This is a genomic window from Sivoneniella epilithica UHCC 1019, assembly GCF_040830845.1.
GTDB lineage: Bacteria > Cyanobacteriota > Cyanobacteriia > Leptolyngbyales > Leptolyngbyaceae > ULC077BIN1.
The window spans coordinates 75,742-99,162 of the sequence record NZ_JBFPDP010000003.1 but is presented as its reverse complement, the minus strand read 5'-3'; the positions used below and the strand labels follow the sequence as shown (position 1 = coordinate 99,162).

At 47.8% G+C, this 23,421-nt stretch carries 25 protein-coding genes and 1 tRNA gene; 9 read left to right on the top strand and 17 right to left on the bottom strand.

From position 1 onward, the window contains the following. Window positions 1-80: 80 nt before the first annotated feature. Window positions 81-2,348 (top strand): transglutaminase TgpA family protein, encoded by a 2,268-nt coding sequence (locus tag AB3R30_RS03100; protein WP_458647678.1) that lies wholly within the window; start codon window positions 81-83, stop codon window positions 2,346-2,348. Between the two features lie 95 nt (window positions 2,349-2,443). On the opposite strand, the gene petJ is transcribed toward AB3R30_RS03100, so the two are convergent. From petJ to accD, 5 genes are all read right to left on the bottom strand, one after another. Next, window positions 2,444-2,773, bottom strand: coding sequence for a cytochrome c6 PetJ (gene petJ / locus AB3R30_RS03095; protein WP_458647677.1), 330 nt, complete (start codon window positions 2,771-2,773; stop codon window positions 2,444-2,446). 167 nt (window positions 2,774-2,940) lie between these two features. Beyond that, complete coding sequence (gene petE / locus AB3R30_RS03090; protein ID WP_458647676.1) at window positions 2,941-3,360, bottom strand: plastocyanin; 420 nt, start codon at window positions 3,358-3,360, stop codon at window positions 2,941-2,943. Between the two features lie 90 nt (window positions 3,361-3,450). Continuing rightward, window positions 3,451-3,951, bottom strand: coding sequence for a photosystem II cytochrome PsbV2 (gene psbV2 / locus AB3R30_RS03085; RefSeq protein WP_458647675.1), 501 nt, complete (start codon window positions 3,949-3,951; stop codon window positions 3,451-3,453). A 27-nt stretch (window positions 3,952-3,978) separates the two neighbouring features. Beyond that, complete coding sequence (gene psbV, locus AB3R30_RS03080) at window positions 3,979-4,470, bottom strand: photosystem II cytochrome c-550 (protein ID WP_458647674.1); 492 nt, start codon at window positions 4,468-4,470, stop codon at window positions 3,979-3,981. Window positions 4,471-4,834: 364 nt separating this feature from the next. Then, window positions 4,835-5,758 carry an acetyl-CoA carboxylase, carboxyltransferase subunit beta gene (accD, locus tag AB3R30_RS03075; protein WP_458647673.1) on the bottom strand — a complete coding sequence of 308 codons (924 nt, stop codon included), beginning with the start codon at window positions 5,756-5,758 and terminating at the stop codon, window positions 4,835-4,837. Window positions 5,759-6,079: 321 nt separating this feature from the next. On the opposite strand from accD, the gene AB3R30_RS03070 reads away from it, so the two are divergent. Beyond that, entirely contained in the window at window positions 6,080-7,150 is a 1,071-nt protein-coding gene (locus AB3R30_RS03070) for a squalene/phytoene synthase family protein (RefSeq protein ID WP_458647672.1), read from the top strand. A 60-nt stretch (window positions 7,151-7,210) separates the two neighbouring features. Here the strand turns inward: AB3R30_RS03070 and AB3R30_RS03065 are convergent, their stop codons facing one another. Together AB3R30_RS03065 and AB3R30_RS03060 are read right to left on the bottom strand one after the other, a co-directional pair. Next, the gene (locus AB3R30_RS03065; protein WP_458647671.1) at window positions 7,211-8,071 is read right to left on the bottom strand and encodes a class I SAM-dependent methyltransferase; all 861 of its coding nucleotides are present in this window, start codon (window positions 8,069-8,071) and stop codon (window positions 7,211-7,213) included. Next, entirely contained in the window at window positions 8,071-8,319 is a 249-nt protein-coding gene (locus tag AB3R30_RS03060; RefSeq protein ID WP_458647670.1) for a hypothetical protein, read from the bottom strand. The genes AB3R30_RS03065 and AB3R30_RS03060 overlap by 1 nt, the downstream gene beginning before the upstream one ends. A 182-nt stretch (window positions 8,320-8,501) precedes the next feature. Here AB3R30_RS03060 and AB3R30_RS03055 point away from each other — a divergent pair, with 182 nt between their 5' ends. After that, a complete protein-coding gene (locus tag AB3R30_RS03055) occupies window positions 8,502-9,803 on the top strand; it encodes an ATP synthase subunit B family protein (protein WP_458647669.1) in 1,302 nt (433 codons plus the stop codon). Window positions 9,804-9,862: 59 nt separating this feature from the next. Further along, window positions 9,863-10,729 carry a hypothetical protein gene (locus AB3R30_RS03050; RefSeq protein WP_458647668.1) on the top strand — a complete coding sequence of 289 codons (867 nt, stop codon included), beginning with the start codon at window positions 9,863-9,865 and terminating at the stop codon, window positions 10,727-10,729. 6 nt (window positions 10,730-10,735) lie between these two features. On the opposite strand, the gene AB3R30_RS03045 is transcribed toward AB3R30_RS03050, so the two are convergent. After that, entirely contained in the window at window positions 10,736-11,965 is a 1,230-nt protein-coding gene (locus tag AB3R30_RS03045; protein WP_458647667.1) for a methionine gamma-lyase family protein, read from the bottom strand. A gap of 138 nt (window positions 11,966-12,103) precedes the next feature. Between AB3R30_RS03045 and AB3R30_RS03040 the strand changes: the two genes are divergently transcribed. Then, a complete protein-coding gene (locus AB3R30_RS03040) occupies window positions 12,104-12,922 on the top strand; it encodes an acyl-CoA desaturase (protein WP_458647666.1) in 819 nt (272 codons plus the stop codon). Between the two features lie 90 nt (window positions 12,923-13,012). On the opposite strand, the gene AB3R30_RS03035 is transcribed toward AB3R30_RS03040, so the two are convergent. The 3 genes from AB3R30_RS03035 to AB3R30_RS03025 form a co-directional block, all read right to left on the bottom strand. Next, window positions 13,013-14,278, bottom strand: a complete 1,266-nt coding sequence (locus tag AB3R30_RS03035; protein WP_458647665.1) for a glutamate-5-semialdehyde dehydrogenase — start codon at window positions 14,276-14,278, stop codon at window positions 13,013-13,015. A 4-nt stretch (window positions 14,279-14,282) separates the two neighbouring features. Next, window positions 14,283-14,747 (bottom strand): hypothetical protein, encoded by a 465-nt coding sequence (locus tag AB3R30_RS03030; protein ID WP_458647664.1) that lies wholly within the window; start codon window positions 14,745-14,747, stop codon window positions 14,283-14,285. A 219-nt stretch (window positions 14,748-14,966) separates the two neighbouring features. Further along, window positions 14,967-15,038: transfer RNA gene (locus AB3R30_RS03025), tRNA-Gly, on the bottom strand. Between the two features lie 77 nt (window positions 15,039-15,115). Here AB3R30_RS03025 and folB point away from each other — a divergent pair. After that, a complete protein-coding gene (folB, locus tag AB3R30_RS03020) occupies window positions 15,116-15,493 on the top strand; it encodes a dihydroneopterin aldolase (RefSeq protein WP_458647663.1) in 378 nt (125 codons plus the stop codon). Here the strand turns inward: folB and AB3R30_RS03015 are convergent, their stop codons facing one another. Both AB3R30_RS03015 and AB3R30_RS03010 read right to left on the bottom strand, forming a co-directional pair. After that, window positions 15,494-16,450, bottom strand: coding sequence for a hypothetical protein (locus tag AB3R30_RS03015; protein ID WP_458647662.1), 957 nt, complete (start codon window positions 16,448-16,450; stop codon window positions 15,494-15,496). A gap of 108 nt (window positions 16,451-16,558) precedes the next feature. Next, window positions 16,559-17,527, bottom strand: coding sequence for a glycosyltransferase family 9 protein (locus tag AB3R30_RS03010; protein ID WP_458647661.1), 969 nt, complete (start codon window positions 17,525-17,527; stop codon window positions 16,559-16,561). 170 nt (window positions 17,528-17,697) lie between these two features. On the opposite strand from AB3R30_RS03010, the gene ispD reads away from it, so the two are divergent. Then, entirely contained in the window at window positions 17,698-18,393 is a 696-nt protein-coding gene (ispD, locus tag AB3R30_RS03005) for a 2-C-methyl-D-erythritol 4-phosphate cytidylyltransferase (protein WP_458647660.1), read from the top strand. Window positions 18,394-18,502: 109 nt separating this feature from the next. Continuing rightward, entirely contained in the window at window positions 18,503-19,687 is a 1,185-nt protein-coding gene (locus AB3R30_RS03000) for an alpha/beta hydrolase fold domain-containing protein (protein WP_458647659.1), read from the top strand. A gap of 251 nt (window positions 19,688-19,938) precedes the next feature. Here AB3R30_RS03000 and AB3R30_RS02995 read toward each other — a convergent pair whose 3' ends face one another. The 3 genes from AB3R30_RS02995 to AB3R30_RS02985 form a co-directional block, all read right to left on the bottom strand. Then, on the bottom strand, window positions 19,939-20,589 hold the full coding sequence (locus AB3R30_RS02995; RefSeq protein ID WP_458647658.1) for a cupin domain-containing protein: 651 nt from the start codon (window positions 20,587-20,589) through the stop codon (window positions 19,939-19,941). Window positions 20,590-20,629: 40 nt separating this feature from the next. Further along, complete coding sequence (locus AB3R30_RS02990; RefSeq protein WP_458647657.1) at window positions 20,630-21,202, bottom strand: sigma-70 family RNA polymerase sigma factor; 573 nt, start codon at window positions 21,200-21,202, stop codon at window positions 20,630-20,632. A gap of 231 nt (window positions 21,203-21,433) precedes the next feature. Further along, on the bottom strand, window positions 21,434-22,117 hold the full coding sequence (locus tag AB3R30_RS02985) for a ferritin-like domain-containing protein (RefSeq protein ID WP_458647656.1): 684 nt from the start codon (window positions 22,115-22,117) through the stop codon (window positions 21,434-21,436). 386 nt (window positions 22,118-22,503) lie between these two features. On the opposite strand from AB3R30_RS02985, the gene AB3R30_RS02980 reads away from it, so the two are divergent. Beyond that, a complete protein-coding gene (locus AB3R30_RS02980; protein WP_458647655.1) occupies window positions 22,504-23,004 on the top strand; it encodes a photosystem I reaction center subunit XI in 501 nt (166 codons plus the stop codon). A 249-nt stretch (window positions 23,005-23,253) separates the two neighbouring features. Here AB3R30_RS02980 and AB3R30_RS02975 read toward each other — a convergent pair whose 3' ends face one another. After that, on the bottom strand, window positions 23,254-23,403 hold the full coding sequence (locus tag AB3R30_RS02975) for a hypothetical protein (protein WP_458647654.1): 150 nt from the start codon (window positions 23,401-23,403) through the stop codon (window positions 23,254-23,256). Window positions 23,404-23,421: the final 18 nt, after the last annotated feature.

Below are 23,421 nucleotides of genomic sequence, written 5' to 3'. Positions count from 1 at the left end.
ACACAAAGTGCCAAAAGGTGTTGGAGCATTTGAGGAATCTGTAGCGGGTGACGGGAACGATATTCTAGAGCAGGTTTTCTATGTCTACTGGTTTTTGGGTTAGCCGATCGCGATCGCTCCCTATAGTAGGTGCGCTCTTGCACCGCATTAAAACACAGCCTTTACCGACGACGGAAGAGTCAATTTCGCTGCGAATTTTAAGTCAGGCAATGGTGGTTGCCGGGATCATTGCAACCGATGTTGCGGCAGATACTCAAACCAGTCTATGGGCGATTCCGCTGAGCATTGTGGGCGCTTATTGGAGTTGGCTGCATCGACGTAAGGCAAATGTGGCGATCAAGTTTTGTATTGCGATCGGCATGTTGGGCGCACTAGCATTGTTTTTTATGGCATTGCGCCAGCAGTTGAATGATACGCGGCTGATTTTGGCTGAGTTACTGATTCAGCTTCAGGTGCTTCACAGCTTTCATATGCCCCGTCGCCAAGATTTGGGCTATTCCATGGTGATTGGGCTAATTTTGATTGGAGTGGCAAGTACGCTCAGTCAAACGATGCTGTTTGGCGCGATTTTGCTGGTTTTTTTGGCGATCGCGCTGCCTGTTCTAGTCCTCGACTACCGCTCACGGCTCGATTTAGTGGGGAGTAAAGTACGGCGATCGCCCTTTAAGCAACCAGGGCTATCGGTTCGCCGTTTAGGGCTATTTTTAGGCGCGATTTTGGCGTTAGGGCTAACTATTTTTGTGTTTATGCCTCGGCTGCCCGGATATCAGCTTCGTACTTTTCCCGTCAGTGCGCCTCTAAATCAGCAGTTTGACGATAACCAGCAGGTGATTAATCCAGGATACGTGCGGAATGGTAAGGCAGGGGGCAACAATCTTCAATCGGGTAAGGGATTGAGTCCGGGCGAAGTGGATGACACTTTTTACTATGGATTCAACACGCGCATGAATCAAAATCTCCGGGGGGAGATGAAGCCGCAAATTGTTATGCGGGTGCGATCGCAAGCAGAAGGTTTTTGGCGCGTGTTGGCGTTTGATCAATATTTAGGACAAGGGTGGGAAGTCTCCCGCAATAGCGAAACCAAAACTCTGACACGCCCTGCTTGGTCTTATCAGTTCTTTTTGCCACGACCGATTACTATCAATAAGGTGCAGGAGGTCATTCAGACTTACACAGTCGTTTCAGAAGTCCCCAACCTGATCCCGGCATTGACTCAACCCAAAGAGCTTTTCTTTCCAACCACGCAAATTGCGATCGATGCTGAAGGCGGGATACGTTCTCCGCTAATCTTGCCAGAGGGCTTAACCTATACCGTAATTTCAGAGGTGCCCTATCGCGATCGCACTCGCTTAGGAAAAGCCCCTACAAGATATCGACCCGAAATTCAAGACTACTATCTTGCAGTACCCAGTCGTATCCAAGATAAAGTACGAAAACAGACAGAAGCGCTTTTAGCAACCTCTCCTCAGCCGCTTCTGAACCCCTACGAAAAAGCTTTATTTTTGGCGCAGGTTCTAAAAATGCGCTACTCCGTACAGCCAGAATTACCTTACCTCAATCCTAACGAAGATTTGGTGGAAGCCTTTCTATTCAAATATCAGGGCGGCTATCCTGACCATTTTTCCACCGCGCTGACGATTATGCTGCGATCGATTGGCATTCCATCCCGATTGGTGGCAGGCTACGGAGCGGGTGAATTTAATTCATTTACAGGACTGTATGAAGTCCGTAATACGGATGCCTATGCTATGACTGAGGTATATTTTCCCAAGCATGGCTGGTTTGCGTTTGACCCCATTCCAGGACATGAACTGATTCCACCGTCGATTGAGGAAGATCAAACCTTTACGGTGCTGCAACAGTTTTGGAAATGGATTGCTGGATGGCTGCCGTCTCCAGTGTCCAATTTTTTGGGCGGCATATTTAGCGCTATTGTCGGGAGTTTGGTGGGCGCGATCGCTTGGCTAGTTACACAATTGAATCAAGGGTGGATAGGATTATTTACCTTATTACTCTTCACTATTGGGGCTGGTTTTGCCAGTTGGTTGCTATGGCAAAGCTGGAGACGCTGGCGATATCAGCGTTTTTTGCATAAACTCACTCCCATAGAACGCCTTTACCAAGAAATGCTGGATTGGCTGAAGGTTCGGCATGTGGTGAAGCGCACGGCACAAACTCCATTTGAATTTATGCAGGCTACCGTGCAAACCCAATCGACTCATCATGCAGCAACCATTGAGGCAATTTCTCAAGCGTATGTGCGCTGGCGCTATGGAGGGCAACTGCCTGAAAACTTGCAAGAACTACGCGATCAACTAAAAAATCTGAAAAAGCGATCGTCCCATTAATTGGCGCAGCATACTAAAAACCCCTGAGAATAGAATTTTTTCTCAAGGGTTTATTCTGTCAAAGCGGTTCGATCAGAGCGTGCGGTCAACTCAACCTACCAGCCTTTTTGTGATTGAGTGATCACGTAATCGGCAATATCTTCGATCTGATTATCGTTTAACCGACTTCTAAAAGAAGGCATTGCGTTTTTGCCATTCGTAACTTGGGTTCTGATCGCCTCCAAAGAAGCCATGCCATATTTATCTAAAGCTTCTTTTTTCAATGTTTTGCTTGAGATGATGACGTTATTTCCGCCCATATGACAAGCTGAGCAATTGGCGTTAAATAACTTAGCCCCATTTGCAAGATTTGCGGCTGATGCAGGAAAAGGGTTAGCAATGACAAACCAAACTGTCAGATAGATACTCAGTAATAAGGCTTTCACAGGGGGTTTCCTCTACTAGATAAAAGATCGACATTCAAGCGATGAACGAACTATCGCAGAATTGATAGAAACGCGATCGCGGCTAGGAGAAGAAAAACACCCCTGTTTAAAGAGGTCAATAAACAACCGTAGCAAAATAGCGATCTTAAAGTTACAGAAAATCTGAACTAACCACCCACTACGACCTTACCAGCCATTCCAGCCCCCCGATGCGGTTCGCAATAGTAGCTATACTCACCCGGTTGAGCGTCTGTAGGAATAGTGATTTCAAAGCTGGTGCCAGGACTCATTTCCAGCTTTTTGTGAGATAGAGCAGTGGCAACCGCTTTATCACCACCAGGAATGCTAGCGCCATCAAACACAACGTTGTGAGGGGGCACCTTATTAATCACCCACTTCACAGTATCACCAGGCTTCACAGCAATTTTTGCTGGCTCAAATGCCAACATGCCATTATCAGCACCCATCTTAACGGTAAAAGTTTCAGCCGCAGCAGGAGACACGGATACACAGAGGCTTCCTACAAGCAGTAGAAAAGCAGCACAAACTAAACAAAGGCTTTTTACAAATGAAGTGATAGGTTTCATAACGTATTCAACAATCTACAGCGTACGTACACACTAAATTCTAAAACAACTGGGAAGCTAAAGCGCATTTAGAGCAGAAGAGAATCCCGACTAATCTTGAAAGGTTTCCGTACCCCAACCCGGCGCATTTTGAGCCGCCCTTAAAATAAAGCCTGCAATATTTTCAACCATTGGCGTTGGCAACCAAGATTCAGAGACCTGCCGACAGACGAATGTTTCTTCTGTGCCGTCATAAGTCATTGGTTGCCGGAGATATGTCACCAGCGCGTTGATGTTATCACGTTTAGGGGTGGCACCTTGTAGGGCAGCGAGGGAAAGCGGCACGGTTGGATCGGGTAGGGTATTTCCGCCCACATGACAATTCAAACAATTTTTTCCAAACAGAGCTTTTCCAGCAGATAAGTCTTCCGCAGAGAAGAGGCGGGTATTTTCTGTGGTGTCTACTGTTAGCGGAATCGGTTCAGTGACTTTCAAAAAGCGAGTAACGTAGGGGTCAACTGCTGCATAGGCAGGTAGGCTAATGGTGACTATTGGCAAGCAAAGGGATAAGAGGCAAACCAACAGATGAAGCCAAAACTTTTTATGCGGCATGAGACCCCCTAATAAGCTAATCGTGATTTAGTAGTAGATTTTGCCGCCGCCCCATTTGTCTCCAACCACTTTGGGCTGAAGCAAAACGTGACCCGCGATCGCCACTAAATCGTCCTGCGTGAGGTTCCGCATCGTTGGAAAGTTATCTTTACTCTTTAAACTAGGATGAGTTTCAGCGATAGATTGCTCTCCGTCATAGCTAGTCGGATCTTTCATGTACTCCACCAGAGCATCAATGCTATTGCGGGGAGGGGTCGCTAATGATAAGGCTTCTGGATCTAGCCCAACGTTGGGGTCAGTCTTCGTGACTCCACCTGCATGGCACTGAGCGCACGCATATTGAAATAAACGCTTTCCTTCTTTGACTTGCTTCAGGGTGAGGGTAACACTATCGCCGTTTCCATTCAGTGGAATGGTACGAATGGCTGCATCCAGTTCGGCAGCGGTCGCATTACCAACAAAGACCTGAAAGGCAAAGAGTACAGTGGCTACGGTAAGCCAAATGTATCTTTTAAGCATGGTTCTCCTTAGAGTGGCTGAGGTGTACGAGTTTTATGACTATCTATGAAACTTAATAAGAAGTGTTTGAAATTACAAAAACTGACTTTTGCAACAGTCTTCCGGGCAAATCCCAACGCTAGGCAGGCTTATCGAAAAAAACCAAAAAGGTTGGGGAATTTCGGATAGGAAGCTTCTTACTAAATGCCCAAGAGAAAGCGATCGCCAAAAGGCAAACTTTTTCTGTTAGATAGGTCATTAAATGGTCTGCATAACTTGCCGTGTGTTTTTTATGCAAGCAGACTAAGTTGTTTTGATATACCTATCATCCCACTGAGTGATCCCTTTCCCAAAGACTGAAACAGATATTCAGAAATAGGGTTTTCTAATCGGGAATTGTCATGCTAAGCGATCTCGCCTCTGTTAAATGAATTGGCAGATGAGTAGAAGCGCTGGGCTGGTGTAACCGAATCAACCGAGCCAAGGTTGGCTTAAGCTGAGTCCGCAGCACGATCGCATCGACAAACCCATGCTGGAGCAAATACTCTGCTGTTTGAAAATCTTCAGGAAGTTTTTCACGCAACGTTTGTTCCACCACTCGCCGTCCGGCAAACCCAATAGTGGCTTTAGGTTCTGCCAAAATGATGTCGCCTAACATGGCAAAGCTAGCAGTCACTCCACCGGTAGTGGGATGAGTTAGCACCGGAACATAGAGCAATCGTGCAGCCTGCAAGCGGTGAAGAGCGCCCGAAATTTTCGCCATTTGCATCAGGCTGAGCATTCCTTCTTGCATTCTGGCTCCCCCAGATGCACACACAATGATCGTCGGCAGTCGCTCACGAGTCGCCCGTTCAATCAAACGTGTCAACTTTTCTCCCACCACTGACCCCATGCTGCCGCCCATGAAGCGAAAATCCATGACTCCTAGGGCAACAGGTAAGCCATCAAGCCGTCCTACGCCCGTTTGAACTGCATCATTTAGCTTGGTTTTTTCTTGCATATCCCGCAGGCGATCGCTGTAGGGTTTGCGATCTCGAAACTGTAGCGGATCGGTAGCGACCAACTCAGCATCGATCGGGAGCCAAGTATTGGCATCAATCAGTTGACGAATGCGCTCATCACTGAAAACACGATTATGGTGTCCACAATCCGGACATACCATTTGATTTGCCTGCAAATCCTTGGTGTAGGTTAGGACGCTGCATGCTTCACATTTTGACCAAAGCCCATCTGCAATTTCTCGCTCTTGGCGATCCTTACTGATGGGACCAGATTTTTGTCGATTTGCGAACCAATCAAATAAAGACATGAATTTGGGTATTCCTCACGAAGAGCGATTAGGCTGCAATTGTGGTGATGTGCCCTATTGCGATCAGCCTAAGCCGACTCACGATTAATGTCTTAAGCCCTATGCCTAAGACGGCACACTCGATCGTTTAGTTGCGGACTGATTATACCAATTCACTCCCCCCTATCTGGGGCTTATTCAAGAAAGTCCCAGTTTTTAGACAGCGCGGAGGGCTACCGCTGAGCCTAGGCAGATCGTTAGTTTGCTCAAAAATTGGGAACTCTAGCGGGTACTTGAGGCAAAATAAGCATCTTTGGGCACATCTACCACTGAGATTGGACGATGAAACATATTACAGCGTTACACACTCCCTGGGCGAGTTCGATTAGCCTACAAGCAGGGATAATTGCTGATTTGGTCGGCTCATCTAACTATCATGCGATTTCGGACGATACGTTAAAAGATGAGGACAATGCGGGATGGGTGATGGAATTGGATCTTCCAGTTCGCGCCCAGTGGATTGAACGAATTCACTGGATTCGGTTGATCGATCGCTTAGCAGAACATGAGCTTTTGTATCCAGAACAACCAGCGTTCCAGCGTTTTTTAGCAGATTGGCAGCATTTAGAGTTGACTGGAGAAGTTCAGCCAAAATCTGCCGATGCTGAACTGTTCAGCAAGATGCGATCGTGCTGGTTTAATTCACCGACTGATCGCGCCTCAATCGAATTGTCTCTAGCTGCGTGGAAACGCTATGTACAAGCGATCGCCCAGTATCATACCCATGATTTAGTCATCCACACGATGGCAGAATATGAGCAAATGCTGACCAACTTAGGTGGGTCATTTTTTCAGGTTTTACCTTTCCTCTCTGAAACCCAGCATCAAGCCGCTCACTATTTTGGCAGGGTGGATCAGTTTTATAATCATCTGCGTGATCTGCGTGAAGATGCCGAACAAGGAGTCTGCAACTTGCCCAATGAACTTTTAGAGCAGTTTGGGGTGAGCCGCGATGAAATCTTGCAACAGCAAGCGATTAACAATCCTGGCTATCCCAAAATGATGCAGTTTTGGCTAGAACAGTATCTACCCACGCTCCGCCGCAGAGCGCATCAACTGCTAACTGTTGAAAATCTGCATCCCTCTTGGCAGATTCTTTATCACTGGTCGAACTATCGCTATCAGCGCATTGATCGCGTCTTCCGCGATTGCCAGTTTGATTACACTCAGTTTTCTCAAGTTTACTGGCAGCAAGTTCGTGCGGATCTGCCCATAATGCTTCACCATGTTCGCCAGCATTCAGCCCAATCCTTACCGCTTAAATTTCCCCCTCTAAAAATTTCAGCTTCATCGACTCACTCTACTTATCGACAACGAATGCGGCTGAGGAAAACTGGTTTGTATGCTGCTTGAGGTGACGCGATCGCTATTTCTGCAAGACAACCTGCACTACAGCCAATTGAGTGCAACATATTAGCTGTCTTTTGCCGATAATTGCCACAGTTGAATTTGATAGCACAAATGTCGATTAAAAATTTCACCTGCTTGCAATCCTTCCTCAACAGGTTTTTGCATCCAGCGCTTATAAACCCACCGTAACAGTTGATAAATGGGTGGAACCGCGATTTGAACCACATCCGCAATATATTTCAGTGTGCTTAACCCAAATCGGCGAAACGCATCCACACCAATATCAATTGTGGGAGCGGCTTGGGTGGAAATATCTTCCATTTTTACTAAAGTAAACCCATTCTGAATCAGCGCTTGGTGCAAATCTTCCACCACATGGCAATTGGAGAAAATGCCTTCGGTATAGGTCGCATCGGAGCGGAGCATGTCGGCAAGTAACAAGTAGCCGCCCTGTCTCAAGACTCGGATTGCCCCTTGAGCAATATCTTGAGCGCTCATGTATTGGCTACTTTCGCTCAGCAACACCAGATCATAGGACTGCACCGTTTTGAAATCTTCAAATCGAGTCAGGTGAAATAGTGCCCTGCCTGAGGTAGCAGCCAGAAACCGCTCTTGTTGAAAAGGATCGGGTGCGAGTCCTTCAACCGTAAAGCCGCGATCGAGCAAATAGGTCGCATTTCCGCCAGTTCCACAGCCCACGTCCAAGATTGCTTGGGTGCCTTCTGGAATAAATGCCATTAATTTTTGAGTATAGGCGGCTTGGGCACTGCGAAGTTTGGCAATCGTTAAATCTTCGGGTGACTGTGGCTGTGGCTCCCAGTAGCCATAGTGCAAGTAGGGTGAATCAGTAATGTTGAGATAATAGTTGAGCGCGGCATTTTGATACCGTGTTGGGTTAGAAATGCGAAGGGGTAGTGGTGACATTATGAAAATATACTCATGGTTCCTGGGATGACATCAAACAGGGTGGAAATTCTGCCCAGCGATCGCACTTGTTGGTGGCAGTCGAGCGGGGCGATCGCTAAATTATGTAACAAGGTTGCCTTAATACGACCGTTGGCGATTAACAGAATCATAACGTCTTGGTTTGGGTCGTAAATATTTGCCTGTTCTTGTAAGGCGAAGCTCGCGATCGGCTCACAGGCAAGAAGTGTTCCAGTGATGCTGATCATTTGCTGATCACTGTTATAGATAAAAATGTGGATAGCTGCGCGGAAAGCGATCGATCAACCCACACAAGAATTGATAATCCAGCTTTTAACGCCCAAAGCGCTAAGACGGTTTTCTTCCCCTGCCAAGCGATATACAGACTTTCTATACTGTAGATCACAGTCTCAAGCAAAGCAGTGGAAAGATGTCCATGACTCCTAACCCAGATATTATGCAAGCCGTAGAGCGATTGGACTACCGCGTCACTGTGGGTGATGTGGCGGCTCAAGCCGGGTTGGAAGTCGCCGTGGCAGAGCAGGGCTTGTTGGCGTTGGCATCCCAGGTGAGCGGACATCTTCAGGTGGCTGAATCTGGTGATGTGGTGTATCTCTTTCCTCCAGAGTTTCGCTCAATTTTGCGAAATAAATATTTTCGGCTTCAGCTTAAAGAATGGTGGGAGAAGATTTGGCGCGTTCTCTTCTACCTGATTCGGATTTCCTTTGGCATTTTGCTGATTGCCTCTATCGTGCTGGTTTTTCTAACCATTTTGCTGATTACTCTATCGTTGAGTGCGGCAACAAACAGCGATAACGATTCTGATAGCGGAATCAGTATGCCATCAGTTGGGTTTGGTCCTGATATTTGGTGGATTTTTTATCCTGACTACTCTAGCCGTCGTGCGGCTTATCGCCCTGATTCGGGTGGAGAGAGGTCTTCCCTCAATTTTTTAGAAGCAATATTTTCGTTTTTGTTTGGAGATGGCAACCCGAATGCAGATTTGGAAGACCGCCGCTGGAGAGCGATCGCGACGACCATTCGTAACCAAAAGGGCGCAGTGGTTGCTGAACAATTAGCACCCTACTTGGATGATGTGGGTCAAGGCTATGCGCGCGAGTATGAAGAGTATATGCTGCCGGTGCTGACGCGCTTTAATGGACGACCTGAAGTTAGCCCAGAAGGAGGATTGGTTTACCATTTTCCTGAATTACAAACGAGTGCGATCGAACAACGTTTACAGCCGCTCTCTGCTTACTTAAGAGAGCTACCCTGGCGATTTAGTCAGGCAAGCGGTGGGCAGATTACACTAGCGATCGGGTTAGGGACGCTAAATTTAATCGGTGCCATTGCTTTAGGAAACCTTTTGGCAGGCGGGGTTGTCGCGGCTCAAATGGGCGGTTTAGTTGCTTTTGTGCAGACGATTTTCTGGGTTTTGTTGGGCTATGGATCAGCGTTTTTGGCAATTCCGCTTTTGCGCTATTTTTGGATTCAGTGGCGCAACCGAAAAGTAGAACGTCGAAATCAAGCGCGGCAAGATCGGGCGGTTTTTCTGAATGAAGCCGATCAAGATTTGCAGAAAAAGATGCTTTATGCTCAGCAGTTTGCAGGGGAAACCATTGTTGATGCGGATAACTTGGCGTATACCACTGAACAAGATTTGATTGAGCAAGAAGTTGAGCAGACCGACAAGATTGATGCTGAATGGCAACGCCGCTTGGAACAGGGGTGATCGGTGTGCTATTCGCTCACTATCACGGTAGGATACAGATGCATTAACAGAATTTAACAATGGTAGAACGTCCGATCAAAAAATCTGAGCGCTTGGAAAAGGCGGCATCAGAAGGCGAGAGTTTACCTGTCCAGCCGTCTGGACAGCGGGAAGATCGTCCACGTCCAGTTCGGAGTCAAGATCGTCCGGCTGGAGATCATCCGAGTGAGGATCGTCCAAGCATAGACCGTCCGAGTCGCGACAAAGATCGTTCCGGTGAAGACCGTTCGAGCCGCGATAAAGATCGCGATCGCAAAGGGAAGGGCGGTAAAGGGGGCGATCGCCGGGAAGAGTTTAAACCTCCTGCGAATGTGGCTTTGATGAGAGGACCCAAACCACCGAGAGTCAAATCTAAAGCAGAGATTGAAGCGGAAGAAGCCGCCGCTGCGGAAGCCGCCGCAAAAGCGGAAGCAGAAGCCGTCGCAAGAGCAGAGGCAGAAGCTGCTGAAGCTGAGGCAAAAGCTGCCGCCGAGGAAGCCGCTGCAAAGGCTGAGGCAGAAGCCCTAGAAATTGCTGAAGCTGAGCAGGAAGCTGCAAAAGCTGCTGCTGAATTAGAAGTGGCTGAGCCTACAACGACACCCGAAGAATCGGCTGAAGCGACCGATGCTATTCCTGAACCGATGGAATCAGTCCCAGACGTTATGCCTCCTGTGGCGGAAGTCGCTGCTGTTTCGGCTGAGCCTGTGGTTGGTGAGGCGATCGCCCCGGCTGAAGAAATATCGGTTGAAGAAGCCCCGGCTGAAGCAGCATCGGCTGAACCCATTGCTGAAGTTATCTCCGAACCGATCGCAGAAGTTCCAGAGCTAGGAGGCGATTCTGGGGTGAAACGTCCTGCTGCACCTATCAAAAAGATCAAGACATCCGAATCTGCACCAACGGAAAGCTAGGGCTAATTAAATAGCAGAGATCGCGTCTATGGCAGCTTCTAACGCGATCGAAACATGAGTCCAGTGAGTTCCTCCCTGGCAAAAAACTGTGTAGGGTTCTCGCAAAGGTCCATCGGCTGAAAGCTCAGAAGTGCTGCCATCAATAAAAGTGCCGCCTGCCATGACTAACTCACTTTCGTAACCTGGCATGGCTGCGGGCACTGGGTCAAGATAGGAACCGATCGGCGACTGTTGCTGGACGGCACGGCAAAAAGCAACCAGTTTATCTTTTGAACCCAATTGGACAGCTTGGATCACATCCCGGCGGGGAGCTATTGGCAACGGGTTGACTGGATACCCCAATTGGTCGAACACATAAGCAGTTAAATGATTGCCCTTCATGGCTTCTCCCACCATTTGCGGGGCAAGAAAAAGCCCTTGAAACAACAGTCGATTTTGGTCGAAAGTGGCACCGCCGAAACTGCCAATCCCTGGAGCCGTCAGTCGGCAGGTTGCCATTTCTACTAAGTCTGTTCGTCCGGCAACATAACCGCCTGCGGTGACAATCGTGCCGCCTGGGTTTTTAATCAATGAACCTGCCATCAAATCTGCACCGACGGTCGTAGGTTCGCACGACTCAACAAACTCGCCATAGCAGTTATCTACAAAGCAAATCGTGTTTGGGTTCTGCTGCTTAACGATTTGAACAATTTTTTCAATATCCGCGATCGCCAAACTCGATCGCCAAGAATATCCACAGGATCGCTGAATCAATACCAGGCGCGTCTCTGATTTGATAGCATGAGCTAATGTTTGCCAATCAATCTCGCCTGTTTGTGTGAGATCTAACTGGCGATAGTGAATCCCAAACTCTGCTAAGGAACCCTGCTGATGCCCCCGTAGACCAATCACTTCTTCCAACGTGTCATAAGGGGCACCCGCCACGGCAAGCATTTCGTCTCCTGGACGAAGAACGCCATACAGCGCACAGGCGATCGCGTGCGTCCCAGACACAAATTGAACCCGTACCGCAGCCGCTTCTGCCCCCATAACTTGAGCAAACACTCGATCTAACGCTTCCCTGCCTAAATCGCTATGCCCATACCCTGTTACCCCAGAAAAGTGGTGCGTGCCAATTCGGTGCTGGCGAAAGGCTGCTAGCAAGCGTTTCAGGTTTTCCTTGACCTGTGTATCAATACCAGAAAAAATCAGGGATAGTGCTTGTTCTGCCTCTTTCAAAAGAATTGGGCTGTTCATTTTCCGCTTGCTTCTCCAACATAATTCTCAACGCCTTGTGTTGTGGTAGCTAATCTACCCATCTCCACGACGAAATCTCTAGAACGAGCGTCTAGTTCTGCGCCAATTTGGCATTGTACTTCTCATTGGGACGAATGCATGACTGTTGCAACTTCAAACAAACCACTCAAATTAGATTTGCCGGTAGTTTTATTCATGGTGATTGTGCATGGTGGTGCGCTTTTTGCCTTATTACCGAGCAATTTTAGCTGGGCAGCCGTAGGAATCGCAGTGTTCCTCCATTGGGTCACAGGCGGCTTAGGAATTACCTTGGGCTTTCATCGCCTCATTACCCACCGTAGCTTCCAAACGCCTAAATTGATTGAATATTTTCTGGTTTTGTGTGGCACTTTATCCTGCCAGGGCGGTGTAACTGAATGGGTAGGAATGCACCGCTTTCACCATTTGCATTCTGATCAAGACCAAGATCCCCATGACTCAAAGCGCGGCTTTTGGTGGAGTCATATGGGCTGGATGCTATTTGATATTCCAATGCGGGATCAAGTGCCTCGGTTTACGAAAGATATCAACGATGATCCGGTTTATCAATTTTTTAATAAGTACTTTATTCCGCTTCAGATTGCGTTGGCAGGAGTGCTTTATGCGATCGGGGGGTGGCCCTTCGTGGTGTGGGGCGTTTTTGTGCGTCTGATTGCGGTGTTTCATTGCACTTGGTTAGTCAACAGCGCGACTCATATGTTTGGGTATCAAAGCCATGAATCTAATGACAACTCCCGCAACTGCTGGTGGGTTGCCCTCTTAACTTACGGTGAAGGCTGGCACAACAACCACCATGCTTATCAGCATTCGGCTCGTCATGGGTTGCAGTGGTGGGAAATTGATATGACTTGGATGACCATTCAATTTTTGCAGGCACTAGGTTTAGCGAGTAAGGTTAAATTGGCAAGCAAAGATTAACCTTGGGTGATGAAATGCCCTCACCCTAAATCCCTCTCCCTAGGGAGAGGGACTTTGAATTCAAAAGAGGGGCGTTAAATAGTCCCCAATTCAAAACTGTCCTGTCCCTTGAATAATGTGCTTCACCGTCGTGAGTGTCTCTAAGCTAATAGGACCGCGGCGGTGTCCTTTTTGATTAGACATGCCCAGAAAGATCGAGTCTCCTCGTTTAGGATTACGAGAAAAGCGGGGAGATGCATTGATGTAGGTAGAAGCGCTGTTAATACCTAGAGCGAATTGGCGGCTTTCTTGATAGGATTCGGTGACTAAACAATCGGCGTGTCCGCTGCTGTTTAAGTTAATCCAGGCGATCGCGTCTTCCAAACTAGCAACCAGCTTAAAAGCTATTATCTTTGCCAGATATGCCTGTCGCCATTCTCCCTCTTCTGCCAACCGCAAATCGGGGAATTCGGCTGATAAGACGGCATCCCCCCGCAACTCGAACCCTTTTTCCCGCAGGCTATCCCATAACATCAAGAGGGAAGAAGGATTTTGGCTGGGATGAATGAGGACTTTTTCGATCGCATTCACCGGGTCAGGTTCACTTTGGTGACTGTCCAAAATCATCCAGCGCACTGCTTCTAAACCGCCGGAAGGCGACCAATATAGGTAACAGTTGCCCATGGCAGATTTCAGAACGGGAGCCGTTGCTTGCCGGACAATTTGCTGCACTAAGCTAGGACGACCATAGGGAATAATTAGATTTAGATATTGATCTTGAACAATCAGATCCCGTACTAGAGTGCTGTGGTCGGATGCGATGGCTTGAAGGCATCCGTCCGGTAAGCCGACTTTCTCAATCGCTGACCAAAGCGCTTGGGCGATCGCAGCATTAGAATGACTCGCTTCGCCACTGCCTTTCAACACTAAACTATTGCCCGTTTTGATGCATAACCCAGCCGCTACTGCTGCCAACTCTGGAAATGCTTCGTAAATCATGGCAATTACACCTAAGGGCATCAATTGCGAATAGATTTGGCAGTGATCAATTTGGTATGCCGCATCCATAACGCGCCCAATTGGGTCGGGTAGCTCACTCAGACGCTTAAGGAGTTGAACAGCCGTTTGCAAGCGTTCAGGAGTAAGTTTCAGCCATTCTAAAATTAGGTCGGGCACCGCCATTTCTCGGCTGGCTTCTAGGTCTAAAGTATTGGCTTCAAGAATGTCATTTTGAGCCTGTTTTAGGGCTTCTGCCATGGCATAAACTGCCTGACTCCGCAGTACTCCCCTTGTAGTAGATAAATGAATTGAAGCCCGATGGGCAGCTTGGACAGCCGCAATGGGATCAGAAGTGAGACCAAGAAAATCCGTCGTCATTGGGTTATCGTCTATATGCCAGTAAGACCATTAAGGCTGGAAGCAGTGCTAGCAGCATAATACCAATCACCAAAACAGCACTATGCGAGGTTGGCTTGGCGTTGAGTGCCAAGGGTAGCCAGATCACCAGCATGATAAAGACAATGCCCAACGCGATCTGCAAGTAATTATCTCTAAAATTGGGGTTGGCAATATTCCACTGATGCCCATTCCATCGCCATGCTTTTTTGTAAGGATAACTACTGGCTAAATGCTCTAACACTTGCCCACTTTCATCCACCACAAAAATCTGCTGACACCGATTACACCCAAAAGCCTCAGTGAGCGCGATCGGAGTCAGTTGCCCTTTACGACGACAAGGACAGGGATACTCTTGGTTTAAATCAATCTTCTGGGATTTTTGCGGTTGCACAGGCAGCACCAGGACTGAAGTTGCTAGTTTTTTGACTAAGAATAACGACTTACCCATTTAGGCAAGCTTTCGTGATCAAGTCTTTCTGTTTACTTAGCAAAAATTAGAATTTGCTGTAGAGTACTTGTCAACGCAATAGTGAGTAATTATTGGAATCTTACCACTCTAACTTTGAAGTCGGCAGGACTTCGATAAACCCGCGATCGCGTTTGGCTTTTTATAAGTAACTGACTAAGATCTCTGGTAAATCCTTAGTGAACGGCTTATGCGGCTAAAAGCGGGTGACGCGATTCGAACGCGCGACATCAACCTTGGCAAGGTTGCGCTCTACCACTGAGCCACACCCGCATAATTCAGACGATCATTACATTCGCATTTTGTACTACGCTTTGTCAACCCCACTCTAACAACTTCTAATTTCTCTCATGGATATTATTCGTCTTGCTGATATTCGGGGCTATGGTTATGTTGGCGCGTTGCCAGAAGAACAGGTTCTAGGGCAGTGGTTTGCGGTGAATGTGACGCTGATGCTCGATTTGGCAGCCGCAGGGCAGAGCGATCGCTTAGAAGACACGCTTAACTATTGCTCGGTGGTTGAAACAGTGCAGCACTTGATTCAAACGTCCAAATTCGCTTTGCTAGAAAAACTGGCAAGCGCGATCGCAGATGCCCTATTGCAGACTCATTCTGCGGAAACTCCCATTCACCAGGTCACCATTGCGCTAACCAAGCTGACTCCGCCCATCCCACACTTTAGCGGTCAGGTGACGGTTGAAATAACGCGCCAGCCCTGTGATGCTTAGCTAGGCAGTTTGAATCGCTTGGGCGATCGCGGTTGCCACCTCTTTACTCTTCCAATAGCTCCCATGGGCATCTCCGCCATTAATCAGCGGCAGCATGGTTTGATTAAAAGGTTTCATTAAAAAATTGGTGGGAATCACAATATCCTCAATTTGCACCGTGTTTTGTGCGCTTTCTAGCAAAATGGGTAAGAGTCCTGCTAAAGGATAGGCGATCGGATCACCGGGATGAGCATAGTTACGCCAAGGTAAGGGTTTGTTGCGTCTTTGGGCATAAATTGATTCCAGCAGTTCTTTTAATTTAGGCGTAAGGTTAAAACTACGACCGCCAGCGGCGTTAATTAAGCTAAACAGGGAAATCGGCGAACCCATGGTGTGGATGCTGGCAACTGGAATGCCAAAGTCTTGGTTTTCTTGAAAGCCCAATCCAAAAAAGCCCGTGCGAATATTCTCAATATTTTGTCGAGTTTCAGGTTCTACCTCAGTCGCTTCCCAACGAGGCGCAAACAAAATATCAAACAAGATCACAGTGCCCCAGCTATGGGTGACTAAATGCAGGCGATCGCCTTTCAGTTGCCCCCTATTTGGAGGCGATTTTAGCTCGTCTAAAGTCAGCCCAATTTGATCCAGTGCTTGATCGCTAATTTGCCGAACTAGGTTTGCGCTAATGTGGCGGCTGAGGTAGAGAGCTGCATCGCCAACAAAGGGCAAAATCTGTTCAGTACGCAGTTTTTGAAACCAAAAATCAGACCATTTAGGCGACGCTTGCAGCCCTTCTAGCAATAAACTCGTCGCCTCCTCGCTAACATTTCCCCAGAACAGATAGATTGGCTTCAATGTTCTGGATGAATTGTTAACGGATGATTGAATACGCTCGAATAGACGTTGGGCATCTTGGCGAAAGCTTGGTTCGCTGCGGGTATTCACTCCATGAATAAATAGCACATAGTCTGTTTGCATGTGAGAAAAGCCTCCAATTTCAGTTCATTCTCTGAAGAGATGATTCTAGAAATAGGATACGTGCGATCGCATGTTGATTTCGGTAAACCTTTGCAACGCGATCGTTGCTTAGGCGGGTTGTCCTGCCCAGATTTTCTCTACAACAGTTGTAGGGTCAATATCTGCCATTTTGCCATTGAGAGATTTAATTCCCATAAAGCGATCGCTTTGGGGCAGCAACAATTTTGGTTCCGTCGGTCCAAACAGCGCCAGCATATAGGTTTTCACCGCAACGGCTAAATGCATCGGGGCACTGTCGGTACAAAGCATCAAGCTAGCTCCCGCAATCATCGCGGTCAGTTTACCAATATCGCCCGGTGTCGTGACTTTTAAGTTGAGGTTTGCCCGTACCAATGTTTGGACAAACTCTTCGTCATCTGGACCCTGCACCACGACCATCGGTAAATCGGGCGATCGCCGGACAAACTCCTGAATAATGCCCTGCCAATTTTCCACTGGATAGATCTTATCAATCCCTTTTTCTTTGGCAAGTTGGCTAGAGCCGCCGTGAATCAAAACATAGCCCCCGTTGCCAATGCCTAAACGCTGCCGTTCTGCATCCGCCCAATCTAAATCGCTCGCTGGCACACTCACCGCCAAATCAGGGCAGGGAGTGGTGATGTTCAACCCCTTCAGGAGATCGTGATACATGACAGCGGCATATTGGTTTTTATTCAACGGGGATGGATGGGTCAAAAACCGATCGCCCCCCCCAGAATATCCCACGCGAACAGGAGTGCCCGTCAACCACAGCAAGAAACCGACTGTCCATTTTTGACCCAACGCTAACGCAATTTTATATTCGCGATCGCGCAAAGTGCCCAGCAAATTACCATAGTCTGCCAGACTATTTCGTCCTTTGAAATCAAACGGGATCACAGAATGGATAGACTTGCTAACCCGATACGCCGCAGCGGCTCGTGGTTCAACTACGACATCAATTTCCGCTTCAGGATAGGTTTGCTTTAAGTCATCCAGGGTTGGAAAAAATAGGATTTGATCGCCAATTCCACCAGGAACCAAGGCTAGGATTCGCATAATATTTCTTTACGCTAAATTCGCTCTTAATTTTAGAAGGTAACCGCTTAAAGAATAAACCATTTGTTCTCTAGATTTGCCTTTTACTTTTTCATCTACTTTGTCACCCCTCTGCGCCAAAGTGGACTGATTGGCGATAATGGAGAGAATTTGTCTCGCGGAGGTGCAACATGTACCTACTTATTCCAGCCGCAGGATCGGGTCGCCGCATAGGGAGCGATCGCAATAAGCTCCTGTTACCCGTTTTTGGCAAGCCGTTAATTGCCTGGACGCTGCTTGCCGCCAAATTGTCTCGCTCGATTCGGTGGATTGGGGTCGTGGGGCAACCCGACGATTTTCCAGACTTTAAGGACATCATCAACGGGATCGGCATGAGTAAAATGGTGCATCTCATTCCGGGCGGCGACACTCGGCAAGCATCCGTATTTTGTGGATTGCAAGGGTTGCCTGCGGTGGCGGAACGGGTGCTAATTCACGATGGGGCGCGCTGTTTGGTTACGCCTGCTTTATTCGATCGCTGTGCTGAGGAGTTGCTCACCTGTCCGGGGTTAATTGCAGCAGTTCCCGTCAAAGACACGATCAAAATTGTGCAGCCGACCAGCCAAATGATTACGGGCACGCCTGATCGCGGCAACCTATGGGCAGCCCAAACGCCTCAAGGCTTTCAAGTTGAAGCGCTCACTCGTTGTCACCAAGAGGGCGAGGATAAAGGCTGGCAGGTGACGGATGATGCCATGCTGTTTGAGCAATGCGGTTTTCCGGTCAAAATTGTGCCCGGTGAGGAAACCAACTTAAAAGTGACGACCATTATGGATTTGGCGATCGCCGAATTCATCCTGCGGCAACGGGCAAAAGAAGCACCCTAATGGTTCCAAGTGCCTTGTTCTAGAAGCAGTAGTTTTTTCCCTTGAAATACTTACAGTTCGCCGTCGGCTCTCACAACGTAGCCATTGTTTCTATAAAGAATTGATCATAGTGTTTCGAGCCATATCGCCGTTTCTACTCCTTTTTTGTAGCATTACTGGACTGTTTTTAAGCGCTTGGATTGTCATTACCGCCTCCACCTTTACGTTCTATCCGTTATCGGTGGGTGCGCCAGAACTGAGTCCAGGGCTGCTGTTAGGCAATGGGGCGATCGCTCTGTTGGCAATACTCATTTGGCAATCTCAGCAAAAACGGCTGGTTTTAGTCAGTCTCATCATTAGTTTGGTGGCGTTATCGCTTAGCATCCTACCGTTATGGCAATTACCTGCTACCCATCAGCGGTTTGCCGCAGAAATGGAGCGATCGCTGGGCGTGCAGCCTGAAGCTATTAAGCTGACTAACGGGCAAGCTCATCCTTTTTCGTGGCACACCTTTTTTACAGGAATTCCGCTTTCTCCAGTACGTTACGATGCCAACATTCAATTTGCCGCACCTGATGGGGTGCCCTTAAAGCTCGATCTCTATCGTCCTGTTGAAAATGGTCAACACCCCACGGTAGTGATGATTCATGGAGGAGCATGGCAGCATGGCAGCCCCCGCGACAATGCGGTTTTGAATCGCTATTTAGCGGGTCAAGGCTACACTGTGGTGGCGATCGCCTATCGGTTGGCACCTCGCTATCGGTTTCCTGCCCAAATCGAAGATGTGCGATCGGCGCTGGAATTTATTCGCCAAAATGCCGCCGCCTATGAGATTGATCTGAATCGGATGGCAATTATGGGGCGATCTGCAGGGGCACATTTAGCAATGCTGGCAGCATATTCAACCAATGCGTCCTCATTTCGGGCTGTGGTTAACTACTACGGTCCTGTGGATTTAACTCAAGGCTACTATGATCCCCCCAATCCTGACCCGATCGATTCCAAAAAAACGTTGAATGCTTTTTTAGGCGGCACTCCTGACCAGTTTCCTACCTTATACCAAGCGGCTTCCCCCATTACCTTTGTGCGCCCCAACCTCCCGCCTACCCTGCTGATTTATGGCGGACGCGATCACATTGTCCAAGCGAAGTTTGGGCGCTATCTATCCGAGCAATTGCAGGCATCCGGCAACACCGCCACCTTCCTCGAAATTCCTTGGGCAGAACATGCCTTTGATGCCTTGCCCAGTGGCATCAGCAACCAACTCGCGCTCTACTACACCGAACGTTTTTTAGCATGGACGATGAAAAAATGACGAATGACGAATCTTCTACGGAAATATTTGACGAGTAACGAAGAAGGAGAACAAGATTTTAAGCTGTCAATCTTTTACCTCAACATTCTGCACTCGGCATTCGCAAGTCTGTATTTTCGGCGTTGCTGAATGTAAGTATGATTTTTAACTGTAGGGGTAGGTCTTGTGCCTACCCTGCCTCAGATCGAGGGCAACCACAAGGGATTGCCCCTATCAATTTCATCCCCAGATTCAGCAATGCCGTATTCTTCTTAGGCTTGAACTTCTTCTAAAATTTCGTCGTGTAGCGAAGTACGGAAGAAGAACATACAGCCTCCGTGAGTTTCAGGAGCATGAGTGCTGCTCGGAACAGAGCGAATGTAATCTCCACTGCCATAGACTTTGTTTCCCATGATCAAATCACCTTGCAGCATAAAGATTTCTTCCACATCGGCGTGATGATGCAAGGGATATCGCACTCCGGGTTCCGCCCGAAACAGCCCAACTGCCTCACGTTTGACTAGATCAATATGCAGCCGTGCAATGGTAACACCAGGAACTTTATAGCGTTCCCATTTAATCGCTTGGTGGCGAACTTCACTGCGGTTAATCAGCGAGGTTGCGCTACGTTCGAGCAGGCGAGCAACGAGAGCCGGAAACGCGGACGCAGGTTCTTGTGTGGGTTGGGTCATCGGCACAGTGCGTCCGATTCGCTGAAAAAGTCGATCTTTCAGATTGGCAGACATTGGCACCTGCGAATTGCCATAGGGCATCGCTGCCACGATCGCTTCAATTTCTGCCAGTTCGGTTGCCAAATCTGGCTCTACAACAATTTGCGATTCCACCCAAGCGCGATCGCCCTCATTCAGCAAGCCAAGGGCATACAGCGGAGCCAATTCACAAAAACAGCGGTGTTCGTCCATCACACATGACTACTAAACAGTAGGTATATACATTGCGGGGCTAGAGTTCCCAACTGCCAAGGGCGATTCGCAGTTTATTTAATCCTAAACGAACGCGGGTTTTGACTGTCCCCAAGGAAAACCCAGTTTGAGCCGCAATCTCACTCTGAGTCATGCCTTTGTAATAGGCTAACTCTAAAACCAGACGTTGCTCTGGAGGTAGGGTTTTAAGGGCGGCTAACACTTGAGTTTGGCGTTCAGAGATTAGGGCATCTTCAATCGGATCTACGCTCGATCCGGCAATTTGGATCTCTACCGCATCTACAGAAGTGGTAGGCAGTTTTGCCGATCGCTGAATTGCCCGGAGGCGATCTAAAATACGGCTGCGAGTCAACATAAATAGCCACGTATCTACCCGACCTTTTTGAGTATCGTAGCGCTTGGCGATTCGCCACACTTGGGAAAACACATCTAATACGACTTCTTCGGATTCTTCAACGGAGCCTAGGCTTTTGAAGGCAACCGAATAAAGCACACGAGCATAGCGATCGTACAATTGAGCAAGCGCCGTTTCATCCTGTTGAGCAATTCGGGCAAGGATGAAGGATTCATCAAAAACTGGCTGGGTTGCCATTGAGAAAAAGTCCTTCTCCAAACTCTCAGGTTGACAAATTAATGGGAATCAAAAAACAGCTACTTTTAAACAGTGCGTTTCTTTGAAATCAGCATTGATGTCATTTAACCATACGCGAATAGTTGCTCAAATAGTCTAAAAGCTTGATTTAGGCGTAAGAGAGAATCGGGACGAACCGTAAGTTTCAGGTTGCGTCCCGACTGGGGTAGACCTATCCCGACTGGAGTAGAACTATACGGTTAAGATCCAGCGATCGCGGTTTTGAGCGCTCACGAATGCAGCAGGCACCACTTCCAGGTTCATACCCAATGATTTAAATGCGGCTCGAATCACGGTGGCATGAGAAGCTTCAGTTGAGCCAATGCTAGCGCCGGCGGTAATCAGAGCCGGGGTTTTGAGTCTCGAAATTTCTTGGGTATAGGCGATCGCGGCATCGGTTTCTAGTGCTAGTGCCAATTTTGCAATGTTTACATCCGAATCGACATTACCTTCTCCCTTTTTTAGGTAGCCCGATAGGTCATAGCTGGTTTGGGCAATTACCGGAGTGCCGCCCAAACTACGGATTGCCGATGACAATACATCTCGATGTTGTTTATGATCTGCCTGATTCGCCAAGGCGATCGCCAAAACCGCTTTACCTACATCAGTAGTCGTTAACTTTCCAGCCGCAAAACTATACGCCCAAATCGCCTGATGTTCATAAAACAGCGCCCCATTCAGCACTTTAACGTCGTTCTGTTTGTCCATAGGCGCGGCAGCCTCACTGCGATCAGGTAACAGCGCTTGTAGTCCAACGGCTCCAGCAACCCCCAAACTTGCGATCGCGCCATTCACCAATAAATCGCGGCGAGACTTTGCTACTCGTTGAGTCCGCCGAGTTGGGGCAGGCGGCAAACTTAGATTTTCACGTTCCATAACTGGTTTTCCTCTCAACTTAAAAAAAGACAAAGATGCATGTGAGCCGGAGTATTGCTGATTCAAACTAGCAACCTCTTCGCCTCTAAGTGGTTTATGCAGATCCCGTGCTAAATCAACACAGGATAGGCAAAAGATGAGCGATCGACTGCTGAAATATGCTTTTCTGAACAGTCTGCACGGATATACGTCATTCGTCACTGGATGGATCTATAGGGAAGATTTTTTTTGTAATTTTCTGGTCAAAACGCCGCCTGCGACTCACCTTGTACCGTAAGAATGATGTTCTATCCAAAAACCTTGTTTACCTTGATTCATATATCTTGCTGGACATCAAACATCAGATAGCTAGTGGACTAAATATTAAAGATTGAGGCAAGCAACCGATGATTAGTGATGCTGTTACCCGCTCGAATAGTAACCCGACCGATCCTAGAAACCGGACTGTTATTCATCCAGTAAATGATATATCCAGTGCAAATCTAGAAACACCGATTAATTCATCCAACTTCACCAAAACATTTCTGAACAGCTTGCCTGCTTATCGGAAAGGTATTAGTGTTTCGCGGTGCGGCGTAGAGGCTGGGATTGCCCACGGGCTATGGATTATCGTGCCTTTTGCAAAGCTTGGACCTCTACGGGATACCCCCAGTGCCAATCTGGCTGGACTGGCTTCTGGAATTGGCTTGTTGATTATTTCAACGATTCTCATCCTTTTATATGGAGCAAGCAATCCGCCTGCACCTACATTGACATTGACGGCTCCACAGCCTCCCGAGGAATTTAAAACATCAGCCGGATGGACTCGGTATAGCACTGGCTTTTTAATAGGTGGAGTTGGAAGTACTGTCTTTGCTTATTTTTTACTGACGCTTTTTGGATGGTAAAAATTGGCGGTTAGAATTTGGTTTGTTGCTACCCCCTTTTCCCAAAACGATAGAGTTGCTGCACTATTTAGCTAACTCCATCGTTTTTTATAGTTTTAACGTGATGTGCAACTTTCCTGAAACAACGCAAAGATGCCTTTACCCTAGCCCCCTGTTGGTAGGAGAAAAAATTGGACGACAATAATCTTTGGGTGGTAGGTAAATACTTTCTAAACAATAACTTCCCCCTCTAGACAGATTATTTATGCTCTAAAGAAGCCCCAAGATAAGAAAGGTAAGACGCGATCGCGCTATTGCTACCTGTTTCAGCCACTCACTGTCTTGGGCACAGTGAACACCAGTAAACGCTTCTGCTAGAGTAATAATTATTTTGATGGTTACGGGGTAAGGATGAAGCACAATGCTGCACCATATAGA

Excerpts from the sequence above, each read along its gene's own strand:
- petE (WP_458647676.1), bottom strand. The coding sequence starts at position 3,360 with ATGAAACCTATCACTTCATTTGTAAAAAGCCTTTGTTTAGTTTGTGCT.
- AB3R30_RS03035 (WP_458647665.1), bottom strand. The coding sequence starts at position 14,278 with ATGACGACGGATTTTCTTGGTCTCACTTCTGATCCCATTGCGGCTGTC.
- AB3R30_RS02980 (WP_458647655.1), top strand. The coding sequence starts at position 22,504 with ATGATTAGTGATGCTGTTACCCGCTCGAATAGTAACCCGACCGATCCT.
- AB3R30_RS03100 (WP_458647678.1), top strand. The coding sequence starts at position 81 with ATGTCTACTGGTTTTTGGGTTAGCCGATCGCGATCGCTCCCTATAGTA.
- AB3R30_RS03060 (WP_458647670.1), bottom strand. The coding sequence starts at position 8,319 with ATGATCAGCATCACTGGAACACTTCTTGCCTGTGAGCCGATCGCGAGC.
- AB3R30_RS03065 (WP_458647671.1), bottom strand. The coding sequence starts at position 8,071 with ATGTCACCACTACCCCTTCGCATTTCTAACCCAACACGGTATCAAAAT.
- psbV2 (WP_458647675.1), bottom strand. The coding sequence starts at position 3,951 with ATGCCGCATAAAAAGTTTTGGCTTCATCTGTTGGTTTGCCTCTTATCC.
- AB3R30_RS02985 (WP_458647656.1), bottom strand. The coding sequence starts at position 22,117 with ATGGAACGTGAAAATCTAAGTTTGCCGCCTGCCCCAACTCGGCGGACT.
- AB3R30_RS02990 (WP_458647657.1), bottom strand. The coding sequence starts at position 21,202 with ATGGCAACCCAGCCAGTTTTTGATGAATCCTTCATCCTTGCCCGAATT.
- AB3R30_RS03010 (WP_458647661.1), bottom strand. The coding sequence starts at position 17,527 with ATGCGAATCCTAGCCTTGGTTCCTGGTGGAATTGGCGATCAAATCCTA.
- accD (WP_458647673.1), bottom strand. The coding sequence starts at position 5,758 with ATGTCTTTATTTGATTGGTTCGCAAATCGACAAAAATCTGGTCCCATC.
- AB3R30_RS03050 (WP_458647668.1), top strand. The coding sequence starts at position 9,863 with ATGGTAGAACGTCCGATCAAAAAATCTGAGCGCTTGGAAAAGGCGGCA.
- psbV (WP_458647674.1), bottom strand. The coding sequence starts at position 4,470 with ATGCTTAAAAGATACATTTGGCTTACCGTAGCCACTGTACTCTTTGCC.
- AB3R30_RS02995 (WP_458647658.1), bottom strand. The coding sequence starts at position 20,589 with ATGGACGAACACCGCTGTTTTTGTGAATTGGCTCCGCTGTATGCCCTT.
- AB3R30_RS03070 (WP_458647672.1), top strand. The coding sequence starts at position 6,080 with ATGAAACATATTACAGCGTTACACACTCCCTGGGCGAGTTCGATTAGC.
- AB3R30_RS03045 (WP_458647667.1), bottom strand. The coding sequence starts at position 11,965 with ATGAACAGCCCAATTCTTTTGAAAGAGGCAGAACAAGCACTATCCCTG.
- AB3R30_RS03015 (WP_458647662.1), bottom strand. The coding sequence starts at position 16,450 with ATGCAAACAGACTATGTGCTATTTATTCATGGAGTGAATACCCGCAGC.
- AB3R30_RS03055 (WP_458647669.1), top strand. The coding sequence starts at position 8,502 with ATGTCCATGACTCCTAACCCAGATATTATGCAAGCCGTAGAGCGATTG.
- folB (WP_458647663.1), top strand. The coding sequence starts at position 15,116 with ATGGATATTATTCGTCTTGCTGATATTCGGGGCTATGGTTATGTTGGC.
- AB3R30_RS03030 (WP_458647664.1), bottom strand. The coding sequence starts at position 14,747 with ATGGGTAAGTCGTTATTCTTAGTCAAAAAACTAGCAACTTCAGTCCTG.
- AB3R30_RS03040 (WP_458647666.1), top strand. The coding sequence starts at position 12,104 with ATGACTGTTGCAACTTCAAACAAACCACTCAAATTAGATTTGCCGGTA.
- ispD (WP_458647660.1), top strand. The coding sequence starts at position 17,698 with ATGTACCTACTTATTCCAGCCGCAGGATCGGGTCGCCGCATAGGGAGC.